This is a genomic window from Aedoeadaptatus coxii (assembly GCF_001553115.1).
GTDB lineage: Bacteria > Bacillota > Clostridia > Tissierellales > Peptoniphilaceae > Aedoeadaptatus > Aedoeadaptatus coxii.
On the sequence record NZ_KQ960171.1, the window covers coordinates 103,888 to 125,699 of the forward strand.

Below are 21,812 nucleotides of genomic sequence, written 5' to 3' on the forward strand. Positions count from 1 at the left end.
ATGGATCTATTATAGACTCAGGTGATAAAAATGAATCCACTTAACATCAAAAGAGCATACGAAGAAGCGACCCCCGACGACGGGAAGCGCATCCTCGTCGATCGCTATTGGCCGAGAGGCGTGAAAAAAGAAGCGGCAAAACTCCACAGCTGGGCGAAAGAAGTGTGCCCATCGACAGGGCTTCGAAAATGGTTCGATCACCGCGCCGATCGCTTTACGGAATTCGCCGAAAAATATCGGGAAGAATTAAACGCATCGGAGGCAGCGAAAACGTGGCGAGACGATATTCTCAAAGCCCTTCAAGATGGGCCCGTCACCCTCGTTTACGGCACCAAAAGCAAAGAAATAAACCATGCGCGCGTATTAAAAGAATGGATAGAAGAAACATTAGATCATAAGGAGGAACAATGAATCCACTATTTAAAGGCGGCGACGTCGCCACGTTAAAAGAACTTATCACGTACGAAGCCGACACCGTAGCGAAAAAAGAAATCGCATCCAACGCGGGAATGAAACTTATCCTCATGGCATTCGACACCGGAGAAAAATTAAGCCCCCATCGCGCACCTGCTAACGCCATCCTCACCATATTAGAAGGGGAAGGGAAAGTCGATTACGAAGGCGACGCACACGAGCTGAAAGCAGGGGACATGATCTATTTTGAAGAAGGTGGCCTACATTCCGTAGAAGCGAAGGGCAAAATGAAAATGGCCCTGATGCTCATGGCGTAAAAACGGTAAAATCTCCTTGCCAAAAACACAAAAACTTGGTATACTACTCATTGTTACAAAAGGTGAGGAGAGTTAGCTCAGTTGGTAGAGCACTACGTTGACATCGTAGGGGTCGCTGGTTCAAGTCCAGTACTGTCCACCACAAAAGTCGGATTGCAAAAGCAGTCCGATTTTTTTATTGCCCAAAACGCCGCGAAACCATGCCTCGTTATAAAAACAACTATAAAAAACAAGAATAGAATCAAAAACCATGGGTAATAAATAAAATACAGAAAGGCTTAACGCCCTTCTCATAAAAAAGAAAAGGATTTGTTTTTATAGATAGATTAAGGAGGAAACCATGGAATTCAAAAAAGTTGTACTCTTAGGCGGAGGCGTCCTCGGCACGCAAATCGCCCTCATGTCCGCCTACAGCGGCCACGACACCACCATTTGGCTTAGAAGCGAAGGCTCCATCGGCCGAACAGAACCAAAAATCGAATACTACACAAAAGCCATACTGGACGCATTGGAACAAGCGAAAAAATTCGTCGGCAACCCCTTGGGCGCTTACGTTTACCCGAAAGCCCTCATTCCCGATTGGAACAACATTACCGTCGAAGGGATCGACGCCCTCATCGCCGAAGGCAAGAAAAACATGAAGGACAATCTCCATCTGGAATTAGATGTTAAAAAAGCACTGAGCGATGCGGACATTGCCATCGAGGCCATGGCAGAAAACATCGAGGAAAAAATTACATTCTACGAAAGTATTAAGGACATTCTCGACGACAAAACCATACTCTGCACCAACTCGTCCACACTCTTACCTTCCACCTTCGCCGAACACACCGGCCGCCCGGAAAAATACATGGCGCTTCACTTCGCCAACTCCATTTGGGCACACAACACGGCGGAATGTATGGGTCACGAAGGAACCGATCCAGACATTTACAAACAAGTGGTTCAATTTGCAAAAGACATTAACATGGTGCCCATCGAAGTGCACAAAGAACAACCGGGCTACGTCTTAAACTCCCTACTCGTGCCTTTACTCGATGCAGGGCAAAACCTTTGGGCGAGAGGCATCGCCGATCCCGAAACCATCGACGCATCCTGGCGCATCGGCACAGGCGCGCCCGTAGGCCCCTTCCAAATGATGGACGTCATCGGCCTGCAAACCGTAAGCAACGTATTGAAAATGAAACCCGACGCGAAAGACCCCGAATCCGTAACCTATCGCCTCATCGAAATGGTCGGCGAAAAAATCGAAAAAGGAGAACTGGGCGTTACAAGCGGCAAAGGCTTCTACGATTACAGCAAATAAAATAGAAACGCGATCCACGAGGGGAAACCTTCGTGGATTTTTTGTGCGGTTTTTTATGGAATGATTACTTGTATGCGTCGACACGTTTTATTTTTGTGGCAGGCGTCTTAAGTATTTTTCGAAGAATATATAGATAACATGAAAAGAACATGAGCATTGCTTGCTATGACAGATTGTACAGATCTATACTATTGTGCTACAATAAGCTTCGAGCTTTAAGTCTGTGATTTTATCCGGATTTAAACTACTTATTTTAGAAAGGGGTCGATAATGAACCGTAAAAGAAAACTTTATTTTACGTTTTTACTGGCGTTTGTCTTTGGTTTGTTTTCGCTGAATTCACAGGCTTTTGCCGAAGAGATGAATTCCACGGCGGAAATGGCAATCGAGGCCGGCGAAGTAAAAGCGGATGCGGAAGCTAACGCAGCGGTCGATCGGGAAAGCCCCGCCATTTCAGAAGGGAAACTCTCGGATGAGGATCAAAAAATTCTATCCGGGGGGGGTACAGGAGTAAAATCTGAATCTGTTCATGAACTGAAAAGCGATGTTAACTCTCTGAACGAAGAGAAAACTATTCCCGACGATGAAGCGACTTCCGCAGTGAACGACGAAAACGCCAAATCTGAAGCGCCGTCTCAAGATGGTAAGAATTTGGCGGAACAAGGGAAAGATTTAAAATCTTCCGAAGAGAGTGACGCTCTCGATAAAAAAGAAGCTACCTTGGAGGTAGCCGAAGAAAAGGAAGCGGAATCTGTAGCTTCCGATGATCCGGAGGCCAAGGGAATCTATCTTAATGGTGAGTCCGGAAAAGATGAGAACGACGGTTTAACCAAAGAAACTGCCGTGAATACCTTTAAAAAGGCGAAGGAATTGATCGAGAAAGAGGTCAACAAGGCGATTACGAAGATCTTCGTAACCGGTACCACTTCTGTAGAAGGCGACATCAGCCTTAAAGATAAGGATGCAAAACTTGTTCGTGACAAAGAGTTCAATGGCTATTTACTTAAAGTAAATGAAGGTAAAACCGCTACTTTAAAGAATATTACCATCGATGGCAATTCAGATGAAAATAAAACCATCGAAAACTCTTTAGTCTATGTCGATGGCGGTACCTTAAATATCGAAGAAGGCGCCGTTTTGCGAAACAATAAGATTAAGAAAATCGAGAATACCGCGACCAGAGGCGGAGCCGTTTATGCAAATAATGCAACAGTCAATATGACCGGCGGGCTTATCGAAGAAAATCAAGCGACGTATGGTGGCGGGGTTTATCTTCACGGATCGACTTTGAATTTTTCCGGCGGTACTATCAAAGCAAACGAATCGAAATTAGTCCACGATACAGCCTATAGTCAATATTATTCTGCCGGTGGCGGAATCGCTGCTTATGAAGGATCTACTATAAAAATGTCCGGCGAAGCAGAGGTTTCAGGAAACACCGCCGCAGAAATTGGCGGTGGCATTAGCCTTGGAACAAATCAAGCAGGTGGCACTAACCACCTTTATATGACCGGCGGTACCATCGACGGTAATACTGCCGGGTCTGCCGGCGGTGGCCTTTTTATTCAAGGTGGTATACGAAACGGGCATCAATCCATTGCTGAGATTACGGCAGGAAAGATTACGAATAATACAATGACCGGCAAAGGTAAAACAGACAAAGCCTTTGGTGGCGGCGGTATTTACGTTAACGGTGTAGCCAATCCTTGGACATGGCAAGGCCACACTTACTATGGTGCTAATGGTGAATTGCACATTAAAAATGTTTTAATCACCGATAATACTGCTAAGTGGCAAGGTGCCGGTATGGCCAACTGTCCCATTTCGAAAACTACGATTTATGTGAACGATGGTGCGGCTATATATGGTAACCACGCTGAAAGAGAAGGAAATGATTTTTTTGCCTACTCTAACAAACGATATGGTGCACATAGTGGTGAAGCTAAGTATAAACTTTCTAAGTGGATGCTTGGCGGTGCTCCTTTTAATTGGACGACTCCTGATGGTAAACCGTTAGCAGATGATAAGCATGAGGGCATATTACCGGCCGGTACGGGTTTTTTCCTTCCGGGAAATGGCCTGGCATTGAATGCAAATTCTAAAGGTAATGCACTTACAGAAGTGCTTACCAAGGTTATTATTTCCGGAAACCACTCCGCAACGCGCGGGGGCGGCATTGGAAGTAATGGAAGTGTCACTATCGGAACAGACGATAAAACGACCAAAGTAAAGGTTGAAAAGAAGTGGGACGACGGCGACAACGCCAATAACAAACGTCCAAGTACCATCGAGGTACAACTTTTAGCCAGAATCGGCGATGAAGAGTATCTTGTGGAAACGAAAAAAGTATCCAAAGATGATAATTGGAAAGCGACGTTTTCAAATCTTCCCATGTATTCCGAAAAAGGAGAAATTTCCTATTTTGTAAAAGAAGTTGGCATTAAAGGTTATGAATCCACTGTAACCGGCGACAAAGAAAAAGGCTTTACCATTACTAATAAGGAAAAGCCGGAGGAACCGAAAACGCGCGACATTAAAGTTACCAAGCGTTGGGATCTTGTAGACGGCGAAAAGCCTGTAGATAAAATCGACGTGGAACTTTATCGCAACGGCGAATCTACCGGTAAAAAGCTGGAATTAAACGCAGGCAACAATTGGAGCGGCGAATTTAAAGGTTTAGAAATTGCCGATAAAAATACGCCGGCCGTCGAATATCGCTACTCTATTAAAGAAGTTGGCGAAGTTAACGGCCTGATCCAATTTGGAAGCAAAACCTTTGAAGTGAGCTATTCCGGCGACATGGAAAGCGGCTTCATCCTTACTAACAAGGAAAAGCCGGAAATACCTCCGGAAACACCACCCACTCCTCCCACAAGGGATATTCACATTGTAAAGAAGTGGGATCTTGTAGGGAATGAGAAACCTGTGGCTCGTATCGAGGTCGAGCTTTACCGCGATGGCAAGGCCACCGGTAAGGTGCTCGAACTTAACGAAAGCAACAACTGGTCCGGTTCTTTTACCGGTTTAGAAGTGAGAGACGGAAGCGATCCTTCCCGAGATTACATCTATACGGTGAAGGAACGAGGCGAAAACGGCGGTTTCCTTCGCATTGGCGACAGGGATTTCGACGTTAGTTATGAAGGTTCTATGGATTCCGGCTTCGTGATTACGAACAAGGAAAAACCGGAGATACCTCCGGAAACTCCTCCGGAAGAGCCTGAAAAACCGGGTAAGCCCAATGAACCGGAAACACCGGAAACTCCCGATGTTCCCGATAAACCTGATAAACCGAATAAACCCGGCAATCCGGGTGCACCTCAAACAGGTGACGGTTTCGACATGAATTTATGGGCAGGTCTCGCATCTTTATCCGTTGCAGCCTTAGGGTTCATCGGTTCAAAGAAAAGACGAGATGAAGAATAAAGATAACACAATCCACGAGGGGAAACTTTCGTGGATTTTTTCTTGTCCATTGTCCGCCTGCTCGCTTTTTCTTTGGTATATTCTTGATTTGTATTTGGTTTTATAAGGTAAAATGATGGTAGGAAGGTCGATCGCTTATATGAAGGAGGCAGGTATGAAGTTTACATTGAAAAGGATTTTTTTAACTGTACTCGTGCTTTTCGTGCTTTTTGTCGCCAATGCTTTAGTCGGCAATCCCGTTTCCAAGTTTTTGGCGGATCGGGCTGCGGATAAGGTGATCGCCCAAAAGTATAGCCATTTGGATCTTGACCGCAATAAGGTGGTATATAATTTTAAAATGGCCGAATACAATGTGTTTTTGCAGGATAAAAACAGTGAGGACTCTCAATTTGCATTGCACTTCGATTCCTTCGGCCGTTTAACATGGGATTCTTACGACGACCGCATCTTCAACACGATGATGCGCTTCGATCGCGTCGTGGCGCAATACGGAAGGAGTCTTGAAAAGAAATATGGTTTCCCCTATACGATTACTCTTTCTTCTTGGGACAAGGAGGATCCCGCGGAGTATTTAAAGGTGGATCAGCCGGTGGATATAAAGCATTTGCCCTATAAGCTTCAGGCTCAGGCCTACGGCGTGGGGAAGGATGCCACGGCGGATGAAGCTATGGCGGTTTTAAAGCAGCTTCAACAGATTATGGATAAAGAGGGCCTGGAGGTGGTGGACTACGCCATCGATCTCGTGCCGGAAAAGGATCGGGGCAAAGAGGGCGAGGTGGAAACCTGGAAGGATATGTATTCGGCCTACGAAGTTCCGGCGGATGTGGTGCGCCGAGGAGATGTCAAGGCGATGGAAGATTTGGTGAAGCTACAGTCGACGACGGGGAAGGATTAAGGCTTGTTCCTTTCAAAATTTGAGAATTTAAAAAGGCGCCGAGGAATCGGCGTCTTTTTGTGTGCTCTTAATTCATTTTAACCAGTTCTTTTTGGATCCATTTCCCCGCGACGTGGGCGATTTGCTCGATTTTGTTGATTTTGACAAATTGTTTGTGGTAGAGCATGTCGGCATTTTCTACGTGGTTGCTGTTTAAAAGTGCCAGGATGTTTATGTTTTTGCGGCGCAGCGCATCCAGGTAGTGTTTCGTATCGAAAAGGGCGGCATCATCGGCGTAGGCTTTACTAAGGGCGAGCCCTTTTCCCGCAAGGGGTTTAAAATCGCTTGGGTTGGCGTCGGTTAAAATAATGCTCAACAGACGTTCGTCCGACGGTATAAGGGTGGGGTAGGCTTTAAAGAAGAGGCCGTCGCGGTTCCAGCCCATGGATTTGTAGCGAAAGATTTTTTTCATGTCGCTTTTGTCGTCGTAATCTTTTAATAGGGTGATGATCGTGTAGTCTTCTACGGTTTGGTAGGAGAGGATGCGATTTTGTATTTGATTGTTTTCCAAGGATTTGGAAAGGATGTAAGCTTCGATGGCGATGTCCGATTCGATGTCCAAAAGGGAAGTGGAGGCGTCCAGCACGAGGTCTACTTTAAAGCTCGGTGCGGGCACTAAGTTTTTCCGCTCGAAGATGGCGGCGCGATTGGATATTTCGGCGCGAAAGGCGCGGCGGCTTATGAGTTTGCCCCGCTTGGCAGGCTCGCCTTCGGGGGTGGCGACGGATGCCAGTTTCAGTTCCAGGGCTTTTGTAAGATCGTTGATGGCGCGGCGGTAGACGTTTTTATTTTGTTGAAAGCGGAGCAGGTGGCGGCGCACAGTGCGATCGTTCAGTTCGCGGTCGAGTCGCTCGTCTTGTTCGTCGATGCCTTTTGTAAAGTAAATATGGGATTTTCTATGGCCTTCGGTGCAGATGGCGCGGTTCAGCGCCAAGCTTTTTTCGTCGGAAAAAAGGTTTTTGCCGAAGGTTTTTTCAATGTAGGCGCTGTGATCTTTGGTGAAGGGTTTCAACAGGTTTAGGAAAAAGGGTGCATCTCCTTTGGTGCCGGAGTCCTTAAATAGGGAAGGGGTGTTGGAACGCTCGATGGAGACGTAGCTTGGAATGGCGAAGAGATGAAATTCGGGGAGCCACTTCGGCCGTGGATTATTGTTTTCTCTGTAATGGAGGTAGTCGGCGAAAAGGGCGATGACGTGCTCTTCCAGGTTGCCGCCGTCGGTGTCGTCGGGCAGGTGAAGGTGATCGTAGATTTGCCGCTCTTTTTTATTTAGTTTCGTATAGGGCAGTCCGAGGATGTCGTGGGCGCGCTTCATTTGCAATGTGTAAAAGAGGGGCACTCGCAATGCCAAGGTGCGGCGGCGCAAATCGTAGCGATCGTCTAAGAAGCGCCGTGCGAAATCTTCTCGTAAATCCCGGAGGACGGCGCGATCGTTTATTTCCCGCAGGTAAAGGTGTTCTTCCAATAGGTAGAGGGCGAGCAAATCGTATTTTCCCCGTTGCCAGTGGCCGGCCCATCGGTTAAAGAGGGATTTTAAAGTGTCGTCGCCGAAGTATTTTACGGCGAGGCCGAGGATAAGGTTTAAGTAAAAGTCGGGATTGCCGGCGAGATCTTCTCCGTAGAGGAGGGGTTTAAACCGGTAATTTTCCGCGCCTGCCCATTGAAGATTGTCGGCTCTGTTAGTTGCACGTGTTCCCATGGCGTTTATTCCATTAGATCGCTGCGGTAGAGATGGTCTTGAAAGCGCGCTTTTAATAAATCGGCGACCAGTTCTTCTTCATAGGGGTCGAAGATTTTGTTGGTAATCGTTAGGTTGAGCGCTTCTTTCAGTTCGAGCCCTTCTTCTACTAAATCCAGGGCGTCGAAAATGCCGCGAATATCGGTGGCGTGGCTCGTAATTTCGTTGGCTTTGGCTTTTCGCTTTAAATCCGCGACAAATTGGGAGAGGTCGTGAATAAAGGTTTTTTTCAGGGCGGGGTACGCTTCGGCAATGAGTTGTTTCAGATCGTCTTCGGAAATAGTGGGCATTTTTATGACGACGAAGCGGGAGAGCAGGGCTTCGTTTAAATCTCTTGTGCCTTCGTAGCCGTAGTTCATGGTGGCGATAAAGCGCGTCGCCGGATGTATTTTGATGAGATCGTAGCCGGGAATGTCGATGATGCGGCGGTAGTCCAGGGCGGAGTGGAGCACGGCCATGGCTTCGTTTTTTGCCATGTTGATTTCATCGAGAACAGCAAAGCCGCCGACTTTTGACGCCATGGTAATGGGGCCTTCCCGAAAGTACACGGCGCCGTTTTTTAAGCTGTCGTCGCCGATGAGGGAGGAGGCGTCCACGCTCATATGGAGGGAAACATTCCAAAGGGGTCGTTTAAATCGTGCGGCCAGGTTTTCCGCCAACACGTTTTTCCCCGTGGATTTGTCGCCGACGAGGAGTATGTTTTTTCCCGAAAGGATGGCGGATGTGGCGGCTTGCCAAACGGTGTCGCCGTGGTATTGAAACCTGGGATCGGGTATGCGGCTTTCAAGGGATTCGGAAAGGGGATGGGCGTTTATAAACTGTTGAATTTTGTCCGTTTGCTTCATGTTGATCTCTCACTTATTGTCTATTGGTATGGGCGACGGTGTCATGCCCCATGTCGTCGCCTGCGGATTGTTTTGATATGGGCAATGTCTGCTATAGGTATTGTACCACTAAAAGGGGTTTGGATTTTGATTCGCATCTGCTGTTTGAATTGCCCGGGTTTCGCCCATTAAAAAAGCCCGCCGATGCGGGCCTTTTTAATAGGAATGTATCATTATTTTAGAAAGGTTCGAAGTTTTGCATGTTCCACCATTCTTGTTGGTAGATATCATATTGTTTTTGAAGGGTGTCGACGTGGGATTGTTCCCATTTCACCAAGATGTCGAAGAGTTTTTTGGATTCTTCGCTTTCCACTTTGCTCTTGGCGTCTTCGTAGAATTTGACGGAATCTTTTTCCATGTTTAGACCGACGGAGAAGACGGTAACGGCTAAGCGCACCATGTCTTCATCGACTTTGTCCCAGTTGAAGATGCCCGGAGAGGGTACTTCCTCTTTTAGTGTTTCGGGATCGAAGTTGATGTCTTTTGCGTTGTCGATTAATTTTTCGGAAAGGGATTTTAAATATTCTACGTGTTCTTCTTCTTGGCGAGCGAGATCTAAGAGAGCGTCTTTTGTGCCGGAGGGTGCAAATTTATCTGCGGAGAGCTTGTAAAATTCAGCGCCTTCGACTTCGTTGAGCATCGCTTGTCTTAGGATTTTAACTTCATTTTGCATTGAGGATCTCCTTCATTCTTCTTTCGCCGAATTGGAGGGCTTCCAAGTTCATAGCGGTAATTTTGGCACCTTTTTTGCCGTAAAGTTTATCGACGGATTTTTCCAGCGCTTCTTGGCTTACCATGTTGAGAATTTCGTTAAATGCGCCGATCATAATCATGTTTAATACTCTCGGGTTGCCGAATTCTGCTGTCAGTTCGTTGACGGGCAAGAAGTGGGAGGTAATGTCTTTTCTGGACGTATCTTTGTTAACGAGGGAGCTGTTAATAAAAATGTGTCCGCCGGGTTTTACGTAGGATTCGAATTTATCCAACGAGGGTTCGTTCATAACGATGGCCGCATCGGCTGTGGAAATGTTCGGTGCGCCGATGGGTTCGTCGGAAATAATTACCGAGCAGTTGGCGGCGCCACCACGCATGGCGGGGCCGTAGGAAGGTAACCAGGATACGTGTTTGTCGTCGAACATGCCGGCATAGGTCAATAATTGACCGATACCCATAACGCCTTGTCCGCCGAAGCCGGATACAATTACTCTGTTAGTCGTCATTATAGATCCTCCCCGTTACGCAAATTTCCCAAAGGATAGTAGGGAATCATGTTGTCTTCTAACCATTTCAAAGCTTCTGCCGGCGGGAATCCCCAGTTGGTCGGGCAGGAGGAAAGTACTTCGACGATACCGAAGCCTTTGCCGTCTAATTGAAGTTGGAAGCATTCCTTGATGGCGCGTTTTGCTTTGCGAATGTTGGCAGGTGTGTTGACGGCAACGCGTTCTACGAATTTTGCACCATTAATGGTGGCGAGCATTTCGGCGATGCGGATCGGGCGTCCCGACCAGTTTTCGTCGCGGCCCAAGGGAGAGGTGGTGGTCTTTTGGCCGACGAGGGTCGTCGGAGCCATTTGGCCGCCGGTCATGCCGTAGATACCGTTGTTAATGAAGATGGTGGAAATTTTTTCGCCGCGGTGTGCAACTTGTACGATTTCACCACTACCGATGGAAGCCAAGTCGCCGTCGCCTTGGTAGGTGAAGACGAATTTGTCGGGGTTGGAGCGTTTAATACCGGTAGCAACAGCCGGTGCACGGCCGTGAGCGGCTTCAAACATATCGCAGTTAAAGTATTTGTATGCGAGAACGGCACATCCTACGGGAGCGACGCCGATGGTGTCGCCGGTGATGCCGAGTTCTTCCAAAACTTCGGCGACGAGTTTATGAACGACGCCGTGGGTACAGCCCGGGCAGTAGTGAGTAGGAGCATCGGTTAAAGCTTTACTTCTGGTATAGATGAGTTTATCCATTTTACGCCTCCAATAGTTCTAAGGCTACATCTGCGATTTCTTCGGCCGTGGGGATCATGCCACCTTGACGGCCGTAGAAATGAACGGGATGTTTGCCGTTGACAGCGAGTCGAACGTCTTCTACCATTTGGCCTTGGTTCAACTCGACGTCTAAGATCACTTTTACATTGTCGTTGATCTTATGGTATGCTCCGTCGGGGAAGGGCCAGAGGGTGATCGGGCGAATGTGGCCGACTTTGTATCCTTTGGCTTTTAAGAGTTCGCCGGCGGATTTGCAAATACGGCTCGTGGTACCGAATGCGGTAAAGACGATGTCGGCGTCTTCTACATCCACAACTTCTGCGCGTTTTTCGTTTGCAGTAATGGCTTCGTATTTTTTAATGAGCTTTTTGTTGTGGGCTTCCAATTCGTCGGGGGAGAGGTAGAGGGAGTTGATGATATGCGGTTCACGTTTACCCTTGGTACCTGTTGCAGCCCAGTCGGAATGGTCGAATTCTTTGTTTTCTTTTTCCGTAAATTCGATGGGTTCCATCATTTGGCCGAGCATACCGTCGCCGCAAAGTACGACCGGTGTGCGATACTGATCGGCGAGTTCAAATCCTAAATGTACGAGGTCGACCATTTCTTGAATGGAAGCGGGTGCTAAGCAGAGTGTGCGATAGTCGCCGTTGCCGCCGCCCCGTGTGGATTGGAAGTAGTCTGTTTGGGAAGGTTGGATCGAACCGAGACCCGGACCCCCACGCATCATGTTGATGATCATGCAGGGAAGTTCGCAGGCGGCGATGTAGCTGATGCCTTCTTGCATTAAGGAAACCCCGGGAGACGAGGAGCTTGTGGCTACACGTGTGCCGGTGCCGGCGCAGCCGTAGATCATGTTAATAGCGGCAACTTCGGATTCGGCTTGTAAGAATGTACCGCCGATTTTCGGTAATTCTCTTGCTAAGTATTCGGGAACTTCGGATTGCGGTGTAATCGGGTATCCGAAATAAGTTTTGCATCCTGCAGCGATGAGTGCCGCGCCGATTGCTTCATTACCTTTGATTAGAATTTTTTCAGACATGTGAAGACTCCTTTCACTCTTCTACGCGATAGACGCTGATGACAGAGTCGGGGCAGATGATGGCGCAGTTTGTGCAGGCAATGCAATCATCCGGGTTTTTCGCATAGGCAGGTCGATAGCCTTTCGGGTTCAATTCATCAGTCTTAAGGGCCAAAACGTTTTTCGGGCATACAGACACGCAAAGGGCACAGCCTTTGCAGTAGTCTTGATCGAAAGTGACTTTTCCTTTTGCCATGTTATTCCTCCTTATAACATCCATTGATCTCTGAAATAGAGATCGATGGGAAGAATATAGAGATCGTTTGTGCGTGCTTTTACTTCATCGACAAGTTCCCGCTTACAAGCCGTACCTAAAAGGGGAAGGCCCGTTTGATCCGAAACGGCTTCGGCAAGTTTCAGTCCTCCGATAACATCATCGGCGGTGGTGTCTTTAAGGAAGTGCGTCGTATTAAACAGACCCGTGACCTGTGTGCCGCTGGTGGCCTGGGTGTCTTCCATAAATTTAATGACTTGCTCCGGTGTTTTCGTTTCGGGACGATTGGAGTTGATGACAAAGAGTTGTTCGTAGCCGGTTTCTTCCAAAGTGGGACGATAACGGGCTAAGGCACGAGCACCTGAGGGATTACCCCCCACATCGAGAATGATGCGTCCCTTGTCAAATAACAAAGCGGCATCGATTGCGGGGTCTAATGCCGGAATGTCCACGGCTCTTGCTTTGACGCCGGTAGAGAGAGTTTTAATTCCCTTCGCATTTAGCGCGTCATCCTTATCCCGAATACGGAAATAGGTGTTGATGATGTCTAAATCCACGACGGTAACTTCCTCGCCCGCCGCGCGGCGATCAAGTGCCAAATTAATGGACATTTCAGTTTTACCGCTGCCGAAGTGGCCGGTAATAATGAGAATCCTGTGATGCTTCTTCCAATCCATATTTTCTTCCTTTCTTAAAAGAATCGCAGCAAGAAAACGTTCACGCAAAGGTTGTGGTCTTCTAGCTAAGTACAATATACCATATAAATCATAAAAGGGGTAGCTGTCTACAAAAAAAGTTGCAGAAAGCCTAGGGAAAAAGTAAGGTATCTGCACTTTTATCGCCAGTTTTTTGCGATAAGGGTGTAGGTTTAGGGTATATAATAAGATATAAAAATGAAATGAAAGAGGTGTTCCATGCGACAAAATAATCAGTACACAATGTTATATAAAGAAAGAAAGAATCGTTTTCTCGAAAAACAACGTTATCAAATCCCCGAATCGGAAGCGGCTGTAAGAAAATTTCAGAGAAAAAATAAAAAGTTAGTTTTGCCCATTTTAAAACACAAAAATCGGGCTCTAATGGCGGGATTTTTAATTCGCAGCTTTTTCCGCACGTCGAGACGAGCCTTCGGCATTTCTCGCCGAGTACAAAAAGCAAGGCTATCCGCTCGTCGTCAATTTTTAACATCGGACGATGTAAAGCGTGCCGTGGAAAGTACGAGCTTCGCTTTAAAAAGAGCAAGGGAATCGAAACGCCATGGCCACTAAAACCCATCTTTTTAAGGGAATCGACGAGGGGAAATTAAAGGATTTTCTCGCGGCGAAAGGCGCCGTGGAACATCGCGTGCTAAAGGAAGATTATATTTTTAGAGAAGGGGAAGAGCCGGAAGGGCTTTTTATTCTTTTGGAAGGCGCTGTAGAAGTGGAGAAGATTTCCATTTCGGGGAATCGACAAGTGGTAAACCGCTTTACGTCGCCGGGGACGGTCTTCGGCGAGGTTTACATTTTTCTCGACAACAGGCCTTACGATTTCGGTTGTGTGGCCTATGAGGAAAGCCGCATTCTCTACATTCCGAAAGCGGCATTTGAAGCCGGTGGAGAAGATGTAGCGGAGCGATTGATCTCCAACATGCTGGGCATTTTATCGCAGAAGGCTCTCTTTTTAAATCAAAAAATGCTCATCCTCTCGGCGGGCAGTTTGCGCAAGAAAATCGCCATGCACCTTCTTCAAAAGTTGCCGAGCGGAGGCACCATGCAGTTAATGAAGCGGGAAGATTTGGCACAGTACCTTGCCGTGCCGCGGCCCTCCCTTTCCAGAGAACTTATGAAGCTTCATCGGGAAGGCTATATTCAGCTGGATGGCCGCATGATTACCTTTGACGCTTTAAAGCTGGAAGAAATTTTATTTTAGAACGTAACAACGGTTACATACATTGAAACATCCTCCCCCTATACTGTGAATAGAAACAGAAACAGAAGGATACAGGAGGTAGCATATGTTTTGCTTTCAATGTCAAGAAACCGCTCGAAACAAAGGATGTACAGTAAAAGGCGTTTGCGGAAAAACGGCGGAAGTTGCCGATCTGCAAGATAATTTAATTTTCGTCACCAAAGGGCTCGCCCAAGTTAAAAACCGCATCGGCGACCTCGGCGATCGCTTGGAAGAAGTGGACGGTCGCATCGCCGACAATCTCTTTACCACGATTACCAACGCCAACTTCAGCGCTGAAAGTATTGAAAAATACATTGACGAGACGCTGAATTTAAAAGAAGAATTAATGGAATCATTGGATTCTACGGAAGACCTTCCCTTAGAAGCCACCTTCGATATGCGCAAAGGCATTTCCGACGAGGAACGGGCGCGCTACATCGGCGTTATGGCCACGGAAGATGAGGACATTCGCTCTCTCCGCGAACTCATAACTTACGGCTTAAAGGGTATGGCGGCTTATACGCGCCATGCCAATGTGTTGGGATTCCGCGACGAAGACGTTCACGCCTTTATCTCCGACACGCTCGAAAAAATCACCGACGATTCTTTAACGGTCGACGATCTCGTAGCCCTTACTTTAAAAACAGGGGAATACGGCGTCAAAGCCATGGCCCTTTTAGATGAAGCCAATACGTCAAAATTCGGTCATCCGGAAATAACGGAAGTTTCATTGGAGCCGCGAAACAATCCCGGTATTTTAATTTCCGGCCACGATCTCGGCGATATGGAAGCCCTTTTGGAACAAACGAAGGGCACCGGCGTCGACGTATACACCCATTCGGAAATGCTTCCCGCCAATTATTATCCCGCCTTTAAAACCTACGACCATTTCGTAGGCAATTACGGCGGCAGCTGGTGGCATCAAAAAGAAGAATTTAAATCCTTTAACGGCCCCATTCTTATGACGACGAACTGCATCGTTCCGCCGAAGGATGACAGCTATATCCATCGCCTTTACACCACGGGCGTGGCTGCTTTCCCAGGCGCCAAAGTCGTGGAAGAAAAAGACGGCGTAAAAGATTTCTCCGCCTTAATCGAACAGGCCAAACAATGTCAGGCCCCGGAAAAAATCGAATCGGGCACCATCGTCGGCGGTTTCGCTCACAACCAAGTATTTGCATTGGCGGATAAAGTAGTGGATGCTGTTAAAGGCGGCGCCATTAAAAAATTCGTCGTCATGGGCGGCTGCGACGGCAGACAAAGTGATCGCAACTATTATGAAGAATTTGCAAAAGCCCTACCCGATAATACGGTCATCTTAACGGCGGGTTGTGCGAAATACCGCTATAACAAACTTCATTTAGGCGACATCGGCGGCATTCCGAGAGTTCTCGACGCCGGCCAATGTAACGATTCCTATTCCCTCGCCCTTATCGCCATGAAATTACAGGAAATCTTCGGGCTGAACGACATTAACGAACTGCCCATCGCTTACAATATCGCCTGGTATGAACAAAAAGCCGTTATCGTGCTCTTGGCACTCCTTTCCCTCGGCGTGAAAAACATTCATCTGGGACCGACCCTTCCCGCATTCCTAAGCCCCAATGTGGTCAACGTCCTTGTGGAAAACTTCAACATCGCACCGAACACCACAGTGGAAGAAGATATAAAGACAATGATAGAAGCATAAAGTTTAAAATCAGTCTGAACATTCAGGCTGATTTTTTAATGGAATATTGTAAAAAACACAGAGTATCCTGCATTTTTGCGACTTTCGACTACGTAAAATAGATTATATGAAGCATACAAATTTAACTTTTAACAAGTAAGAAGAGTGAAAGATATAAAAAATGCTGCGAGAATACAGAAAAATAGAAAATAAATTCCGATGAAAAAATTAAAATTTGTGGCAGAAAGAATGATTTTTTCGCCAATAAATAGAAAAACAGAAAAATATATCTTGTTAAATATAAGACACAAAGATTTAGCCGTATATACAGCCTTATATTGTATTAAAGCGATAGAAACTGCAGTGGCGTCGAGTTGCCTATTTTTACGCAAGTATTATAATTAACGTAGAAATGATAAATAAATCACATTACAAAAATAACGTGATTTCGTCGAATGAAAAATTTATTGTAGGAGGAAAGATCATGACGAAGAAATGGGCTGGAATGAATTTTATCGGTAAGTTGTCTTATATTATGGCAGGTATTTTGTTATTGGCATTGCCGACTGCTATAGTATCCGGTCAATTATTCAATACCAGTTTCGTAAGTCCTGAGCATTTCTACCTGTTCTACATCGGAGTAGGTGCATTAGCCGCTCTGACTAAACAATGGAAGTTATTCTTTGGCGTTATGGCCGGCAGCTTGTTCTTATCCAGCACCGCCATTGTCGCCAGCGAAATGATCGGTATGTTTTTTTAAAACGTCAGGCAAAAGTTAGTTGCCCGGCGAAAGGGAGGATATTATGGAAAAGAAATTAGAAAACATGGCGTTAGAAGGCAAACTTTCTTATGTGTTGGCAGGCGTGTTGTTTTTACTTATCCCTTGCCTCGGTTTTTCCATGGGTGCGCACAGCAGTGTGATAAGCCCGGAAGGTGTGTATACTTTCTTCGGCGGCGCTATGCTCGTTGCGGCTCTCGCTAAACAACGTAAACTCGTGTTTATGATCTTGGCAGGCAGCTTATTCCTATCCTCGGTCGTTATGGCAATTATGGATATTGCAGGCGTATTAATGTAAATAGAAGAGAAGGAGCGGTGTGTACCGCTCTTTTTTTGTATAGAGCTATGTTAATCAATAGGGAGTCTAGTGAGACTAGACCCCTTTTTTTACTATAAATATGCGTTATTAAATCATGTCACAGCAAATTAGAGACTTTTATAAAGCAGTATTTTAAAAAGAAAACTGCGCTTGACGCTAACGACGTAAATTAGAAGCCTCAATTCAGTTTGCGAGAGCAATCGAAGATCAAAATTGCTTTGAAAGACTATAAAATTTGGCACTAATTAATAAGTCGTATAGATAATATCAATACTTGTTGGTTTCAATTGTTTCCTTATTATCATTATGATATATTACTCACGGAGAAAATATGGATGGAGTTGACATGGTGATTAAAGTAAATCATTTAAGTAAGCAATATGATGGAAAGACGGTTCTAAACGACCTGAGCTTTCAAATTCGTGAGGGCGATATTTTCGGTATTATTGGCAGGAGTGGTTCCGGAAAGACCACTCTTCTTGACTGTATATCGGGACTCAAACATTTCGATGAAGGAAGTATCGTTATTGAGGGTAAAGATATTGGCCAATTAGATAGCAAAGGTTCTCGTTCTGTCCGAAAAGAGATAGGATTTGTCTTTCAAAACTTTTCACTTCTCTCTCGTCGAAATGTAATTCAAAATATCGCACTACCGCTTAAATGCTGGGGATATGGCGATCAAGAGATACAGGACCGTTCAAATCGCTTGGCCGAAATGGTCGGTTTGGCGGATCATAAGACTAAGAGACCAAAAGAGTTGAGTGGAGGGCAGAAGCAAAGAGTCGCCATTGCGCGGGCGTTGAGTTTAGATCCACGCTATATCGTATGCGATGAATTTACATCGGCCCTTGACCCTGCTACGACACAGTCGATTTTAGATTTAATGCTCAAGATTCAACGCGAACGCCATGTGACCATTATTTTAGTAACTCATGATATGGAGATTGCAAAAAAGATGTGTAATCGTGTCATCTTGCTGGAAAATGGAAATATTGTGGAATCCGGTACACCTGAAGACGTGTTTAGCGGCAACTCAGCAGCGGTCAGTAGACTCTTAGGCGGTGAGCAATAAGATGTTTGAAAATACTGAATTATTAGAATATTTTCCCAGCGTTATTCTCCCGTCGCTGGTTGTGACATTTAAAATTATGATTTTCTCCGCCGCTATCTCCATGTCCTTAGGCGTCGTATTCGGCGTTTTGTTATTTATAACCGATAAAGATGGACTATGGGAAAAGGCGGTACTTCATACGGTTTTGGCAAAAATCACCGATATATTGCGTGCCTTTCCTACGATCATCCTAATAGTATCTCTTGCACCTTTAACGCGAATGATAGTCGGTACAGCGGTGGGTGCCAATGCGGCGATTGTAGGTATTAGTTTTGTATGTACCCCCTTTGCAACCCGAATGATTGAAAATGCCCTGCAAGGAGTTGATTCCAGCTTAATTAAGGCGGCTCAGTCTTTTGGTGCAAGTACCGGACAAATTATTTATCGTGTTCTCCTGGTGGAAGCACTGCCGAGCATAGTTTCAAACTATACGATTCTATTGATTAATATGCTCAATGTATCGACGATTGCCGGTGCTGTCGGTGCAGGAGGGTTGGGTGCTATCGCGCTCACATACGGGTATCAGCGTTTCGATTATGGCATTATGTACTTCATTGTATTAATTTTGCTTATAATTGTACTCGCGATCCAAGGTGCAAGTACGTTATTGTATAAGAAATTAAAGTAGGAGGAAATATGAAGAAGAAATTAGCATTACTGTCGTTGCTTACTGTGGGTTTGCTATCCATTACAGCATGTGGAAAAGCTGAAACAGAAACTAAATCTGACAAAGATGTTATCCGTATCGGTGGCACGTCCGTTTCACAAATTTACTATGACGCTTGTAAAGAGGATTTTGAAAAGAAAGGCTATAAGACGGAGTTTGTTCCCTTTGATGCTAACCCTGTCGTTTTGGAAGCCTGCAACAGTGGCGATGTAGATATTTCTATCGGCCAACACTTAAAATTCGTTGAGTCCTTCAATAAAAACAAATCGGGTGACTTAACAATGGCGAAGCCCTATGTATTCCATACAGGTATCGGCTTATATTCCGAAAAGTATGATTCCATCGACGCACTTCCCAAAGGTGCAAAAATTGCCGTTATGAACGATCCGATGAACGAAGATATTGCGATGCGCATTCTACAAGAAAATGGACTTGTTGAATTAAAAGAAGGAAAAGATCTTTACACGAAAGCGGACGTTACGGCAAATCCCAAAAACATTGATATCGTAGAGATGGAACAAGGACAAACCGTCACCGCATTGGAAGATTTAGATGCAGCATGCGTTTTCTTTACCCACATGTCGAGTGCAGGCAAAGATCCGACGAAATATCTTGCACGAGATACCGTTATGATTCGTTACCCCATGGGTGTCATTGTTAAAAAAGAAAATGAAAATGCGCCTTGGGCAGTAGAATTTGCTAAGAGTATGCGTACACCGGAATCTCAAGAAAAGATTAATGCAAAATTCCCCGGCGTTTTCACTTTCTACAAAAGTGATGACGAGGCTAAATAATGCATGAGTTTTCTGAACAAGTAGAAAAATTATATGCTCTATTAGACCTTAAATACTGTGCCATAGGCATAGAATTGATCAACGACATAGAGCGGTATCAAAATGTGGATGTCACAGAAATTAAAAATCCCATCAACTATTGCGGGGCAGTCAGAGCGGCCAGCCTTGGCCGTAGTCTGAAAATCCCTCGGGGCAAATTTCGGTGTAAAAGTGCTGAACGCTTTTTTGGTATAGATCCCGCGGATCCAATTAATTCAAATGGAGAGAATTGGCATCGATTGGGAATGTATGCCGACAAAGAGATTGCTCGAGATATAAGAAAAAAGCAAAAGGATGTTTCGGGCGAACATTATGGTGTTGTCGTCAAGCCAATTGAGCAATGGGATCATCTGCCAGAAGTTGTTTTGGTTTTTGACCTTCCTTACAATATGATGCGTCTCATGCAAGGATATGCTTATCTTTATGGTCAACCGAAAAACCTCAGGATCATGGGTAATCAAGCAGTTTGTTATGAGTCGACAACCTTGCCTCTGACGACCCATGAGATCAATTTATCTTTACTTTGTATAGGGACACGTCATCGTGCCGGCTGGTCGAAGGAAGATATGGCCATGGGCATTCCCGGCGACAAATTTGCCGGCGTTGTAGAGGGGTTAGAAAAAACAGCAAATATAATGGAAAGTGATGAAGAGAAAAAGCGCATTCAAGCACGGTGGAAAGCAGACTGGGAACCTCTGCATTTACAGTTTGGATATAATTATTATAAAAACTGTAAATGATGGTTAAAACCTTAACTCCATTTCACTATAGAGTGACTTCAAAACTGGAAAAATTGAGTAAGCATTCTGCTTGCTCAATTTTTTTTGCATTAGAATACCCCTGGCTATGCCAGGGGTGCTACCTTTCGTTATTCTATAATTCGTGTTTCTGCCGTTCCGTCGAAAAGGTGGAGGCTTTCTTTTGAAAATTCGAGCCCTACTTTTTCGCCGAGTGCGTAGGAAATGTGGCTCGGTGATTTGACGACGAGGGTGTGTTCAGGATTTTGTAAATATTTCAGCGTCACCAATTGTTCGCTGCCGAGATTTTCGATAATGTCCACGATGAATTCATCGCCTTTTGTAATGGAGTTCGTTAGGCGCTCTGTTATTTAGAAAATTCCTCATTTCCGGCCTGACGTCGGGCTCGGTAAAAGGTTAAGCATTAAAAAAACAAGTAAGTTTCTCCATATCCGGGAGTTGCTTACTTGTTTTTTGTTTTATGCGTTTGTCTTTAATTTCTTTTCGTCGATCAGTCGTTCCATAAAGATGGAGGTCGATGCCACGGATATGATAATGATACCCACGATTTCGTAGGGGTAAATCCGGTCGCCTAAGAAGATCGACGCCATCATGGAGGCGAGTACGGGTTTTACGGCGAAGACGAGGGAGGATATGGACACGGGATTTTTCTCCACGGCGAAGAAGTGACTCGCAAAGCCGATGCCCGTTACGAAGATGCAAATGTAGAGGAGAATAAGCAGATTGTCTCCGCTTATGCCTGCCAAAATCGGAATGTCCACGAAAAGATCCAATCCCATGGCGGATAAAAGCTGCGCCGCCCCTTGCGTGTGGGATAGGGCGATGAGGATGAAAAGTTCCGCCACGCCGAAGAAGAAGGAATAGGATGTAATGGTAGGGGCTTTAAAGGGTTTGTCGCCGTAAAGGACTTTTCCGACGAGGGCGTAAAGGGAAAAGGTCAGTGCGGAAATGGAAATGATGATAACGCCTAAAAAGGATCCTTTAAAATGGAATGGGTTTACTAAAATGAGAAACCCCACGAAGGAAAGGAGTACGGAATAAAAGGTTCTGCGGCTGAATTTTTCCGACGTAAAGAAGTGGGCGAGGATCATGGAGAAAAAGGTATTGGAGCAAAATAAAATCCCCGCCACGTGGGCGTCCAGAAATGAAACGGACAATGTGTAAAAGGTCATGGACACGACGATGCAGAGAAAGCCCGTAAAGGCAAAGTGTATGTAATCTTTTCCGCTTAGTGTATAGTGAACCTGTTTAAGCTCTCTTCTGCTAAGGGGAAGGAGGATAAGGGCCGCGACGAGAAAGCGAATAAAATTCAGCTGCACCGGGTGAAAGACGCCGCCGGTTAATTTAATGGCGACTTCCATGGAGGAAAATAAAAGGGCTGCGACAAAAACATAGATTAAATTCATAACACACCTCGAAGATAGTGTAGCACAACGAGAATGTAGGGGTAAAA

The 21,812-nt window shown here is 45.7% G+C and carries 25 protein-coding genes and 1 tRNA gene; 16 read left to right on the forward strand and 10 right to left on the reverse strand.

The features are described 5' to 3' along the window. Window positions 1-30 precede the first annotated feature (30 nt). The 6 genes from HMPREF1863_RS02570 (at window position 31) to HMPREF1863_RS02595 (ending at window position 6,355) form a co-directional block, all read left to right on the forward strand. The gene (locus HMPREF1863_RS02570) at window positions 31-411 is read left to right on the forward strand and encodes a DUF488 domain-containing protein (RefSeq protein ID WP_068367107.1); all 381 of its coding nucleotides are present in this window, start codon (window positions 31-33) and stop codon (window positions 409-411) included. Further along, on the forward strand, window positions 408-731 hold the full coding sequence (locus HMPREF1863_RS02575; RefSeq protein WP_068367109.1) for a cupin domain-containing protein: 324 nt from the start codon (window positions 408-410) through the stop codon (window positions 729-731). The genes HMPREF1863_RS02570 and HMPREF1863_RS02575 overlap by 4 nt, the downstream gene beginning before the upstream one ends. 66 nt (window positions 732-797) lie before the next feature. Next, window positions 798-873 (forward strand) — tRNA-Val (locus HMPREF1863_RS02580). Window positions 874-1,071: 198 nt separating this feature from the next. Continuing rightward, entirely contained in the window at window positions 1,072-2,037 is a 966-nt protein-coding gene (locus tag HMPREF1863_RS02585; protein WP_068367111.1) for a 3-hydroxyacyl-CoA dehydrogenase, read from the forward strand. Window positions 2,038-2,307: 270 nt separating this feature from the next. Continuing rightward, complete coding sequence (locus tag HMPREF1863_RS02590; protein ID WP_068367113.1) at window positions 2,308-5,460, forward strand: Cna B-type domain-containing protein; 3,153 nt, start codon at window positions 2,308-2,310, stop codon at window positions 5,458-5,460. A 154-nt stretch (window positions 5,461-5,614) separates the two neighbouring features. Next, a complete protein-coding gene (locus tag HMPREF1863_RS02595) occupies window positions 5,615-6,355 on the forward strand; it encodes a YfjL-like protein (protein WP_068367115.1) in 741 nt (246 codons plus the stop codon). A 67-nt stretch (window positions 6,356-6,422) separates the two neighbouring features. On the opposite strand, the gene HMPREF1863_RS02600 is transcribed toward HMPREF1863_RS02595, so the two are convergent. From HMPREF1863_RS02600 to HMPREF1863_RS02635, 8 genes are all read right to left on the reverse strand, one after another. Next, entirely contained in the window at window positions 6,423-8,090 is a 1,668-nt protein-coding gene (locus tag HMPREF1863_RS02600) for a hypothetical protein (protein WP_068367118.1), read from the reverse strand. Window positions 8,091-8,095: 5 nt separating this feature from the next. Beyond that, window positions 8,096-8,974 (reverse strand): AAA family ATPase, encoded by an 879-nt coding sequence (locus tag HMPREF1863_RS02605; RefSeq protein WP_068367120.1) that lies wholly within the window; start codon window positions 8,972-8,974, stop codon window positions 8,096-8,098. Window positions 8,975-9,191: 217 nt separating this feature from the next. Next, window positions 9,192-9,686: a ferritin-like domain-containing protein gene (locus tag HMPREF1863_RS02610; protein WP_068367122.1), complete on the reverse strand. Its 495-nt coding sequence runs from the start codon at window positions 9,684-9,686 to the stop codon at window positions 9,192-9,194. Continuing rightward, the gene (locus HMPREF1863_RS02615; protein WP_068367125.1) at window positions 9,676-10,233 is read right to left on the reverse strand and encodes a 2-oxoacid:acceptor oxidoreductase family protein; all 558 of its coding nucleotides are present in this window, start codon (window positions 10,231-10,233) and stop codon (window positions 9,676-9,678) included. Before HMPREF1863_RS02615 ends, HMPREF1863_RS02610 begins: the two co-directional genes overlap by 11 nt. Next, window positions 10,233-10,979 (reverse strand): thiamine pyrophosphate-dependent enzyme, encoded by a 747-nt coding sequence (locus HMPREF1863_RS02620; RefSeq protein WP_068367127.1) that lies wholly within the window; start codon window positions 10,977-10,979, stop codon window positions 10,233-10,235. The genes HMPREF1863_RS02615 and HMPREF1863_RS02620 overlap by 1 nt, the downstream gene beginning before the upstream one ends. 1 nt (window position 10,980) lies before the next feature. Further along, on the reverse strand, window positions 10,981-12,039 hold the full coding sequence (locus HMPREF1863_RS02625; RefSeq protein ID WP_068367128.1) for a 3-methyl-2-oxobutanoate dehydrogenase subunit VorB: 1,059 nt from the start codon (window positions 12,037-12,039) through the stop codon (window positions 10,981-10,983). A 13-nt stretch (window positions 12,040-12,052) separates the two neighbouring features. Then, window positions 12,053-12,274, reverse strand: coding sequence for a 4Fe-4S dicluster domain-containing protein (locus HMPREF1863_RS02630; RefSeq protein ID WP_068367129.1), 222 nt, complete (start codon window positions 12,272-12,274; stop codon window positions 12,053-12,055). A gap of 11 nt (window positions 12,275-12,285) precedes the next feature. Next, window positions 12,286-12,969 carry a hypothetical protein gene (locus tag HMPREF1863_RS02635; RefSeq protein ID WP_068367131.1) on the reverse strand — a complete coding sequence of 228 codons (684 nt, stop codon included), beginning with the start codon at window positions 12,967-12,969 and terminating at the stop codon, window positions 12,286-12,288. A 261-nt stretch (window positions 12,970-13,230) separates the two neighbouring features. Between HMPREF1863_RS02635 and HMPREF1863_RS02640 the strand changes: the two genes are divergently transcribed. The 10 genes from HMPREF1863_RS02640 (at window position 13,231) to HMPREF1863_RS02680 (ending at window position 20,341) form a co-directional block, all read left to right on the forward strand. Beyond that, on the forward strand, window positions 13,231-13,560 hold the full coding sequence (locus tag HMPREF1863_RS02640) for a hypothetical protein (protein ID WP_198142702.1): 330 nt from the start codon (window positions 13,231-13,233) through the stop codon (window positions 13,558-13,560). Then, the gene (locus tag HMPREF1863_RS02645) at window positions 13,550-14,203 is read left to right on the forward strand and encodes a Crp/Fnr family transcriptional regulator (RefSeq protein ID WP_068367135.1); all 654 of its coding nucleotides are present in this window, start codon (window positions 13,550-13,552) and stop codon (window positions 14,201-14,203) included. Before HMPREF1863_RS02640 ends, HMPREF1863_RS02645 begins: the two co-directional genes overlap by 11 nt. Before the next feature lie 85 nt (window positions 14,204-14,288). Next, window positions 14,289-15,914, forward strand: a complete 1,626-nt coding sequence (gene hcp, locus HMPREF1863_RS02650) for a hydroxylamine reductase (protein ID WP_068367137.1) — start codon at window positions 14,289-14,291, stop codon at window positions 15,912-15,914. 198 nt (window positions 15,915-16,112) lie between these two features. After that, window positions 16,113-16,298, forward strand: a complete 186-nt coding sequence (locus HMPREF1863_RS09205; protein ID WP_198142703.1) for a hypothetical protein — start codon at window positions 16,113-16,115, stop codon at window positions 16,296-16,298. A 79-nt stretch (window positions 16,299-16,377) separates the two neighbouring features. Then, window positions 16,378-16,653, forward strand: coding sequence for a hypothetical protein (locus HMPREF1863_RS02655; RefSeq protein ID WP_068367139.1), 276 nt, complete (start codon window positions 16,378-16,380; stop codon window positions 16,651-16,653). A gap of 43 nt (window positions 16,654-16,696) precedes the next feature. After that, a complete protein-coding gene (locus HMPREF1863_RS02660) occupies window positions 16,697-16,969 on the forward strand; it encodes a hypothetical protein (protein WP_068367141.1) in 273 nt (90 codons plus the stop codon). Between the two features lie 352 nt (window positions 16,970-17,321). Beyond that, window positions 17,322-18,062: a methionine ABC transporter ATP-binding protein gene (locus HMPREF1863_RS02665; protein ID WP_068367142.1), complete on the forward strand. Its 741-nt coding sequence runs from the start codon at window positions 17,322-17,324 to the stop codon at window positions 18,060-18,062. A 1-nt stretch (window position 18,063) separates the two neighbouring features. Next, window positions 18,064-18,729 carry a methionine ABC transporter permease gene (locus HMPREF1863_RS02670; protein WP_068367144.1) on the forward strand — a complete coding sequence of 222 codons (666 nt, stop codon included), beginning with the start codon at window positions 18,064-18,066 and terminating at the stop codon, window positions 18,727-18,729. An 8-nt stretch (window positions 18,730-18,737) separates the two neighbouring features. After that, a complete protein-coding gene (locus HMPREF1863_RS02675) occupies window positions 18,738-19,562 on the forward strand; it encodes a MetQ/NlpA family ABC transporter substrate-binding protein (protein WP_068367145.1) in 825 nt (274 codons plus the stop codon). Next, the gene (locus tag HMPREF1863_RS02680; RefSeq protein WP_068367146.1) at window positions 19,562-20,341 is read left to right on the forward strand and encodes a DUF169 domain-containing protein; all 780 of its coding nucleotides are present in this window, start codon (window positions 19,562-19,564) and stop codon (window positions 20,339-20,341) included. Before HMPREF1863_RS02675 ends, HMPREF1863_RS02680 begins: the two co-directional genes overlap by 1 nt. A 128-nt stretch (window positions 20,342-20,469) precedes the next feature. On the opposite strand, the gene HMPREF1863_RS02685 is transcribed toward HMPREF1863_RS02680, so the two are convergent. After that, window positions 20,470-20,661, reverse strand: a complete 192-nt coding sequence (locus HMPREF1863_RS02685) for a hypothetical protein (RefSeq protein WP_068367147.1) — start codon at window positions 20,659-20,661, stop codon at window positions 20,470-20,472. A gap of 156 nt (window positions 20,662-20,817) precedes the next feature. Further along, entirely contained in the window at window positions 20,818-21,765 is a 948-nt protein-coding gene (locus tag HMPREF1863_RS02690) for a DMT family transporter (protein WP_068367148.1), read from the reverse strand. Window positions 21,766-21,812 lie beyond the last annotated feature (47 nt).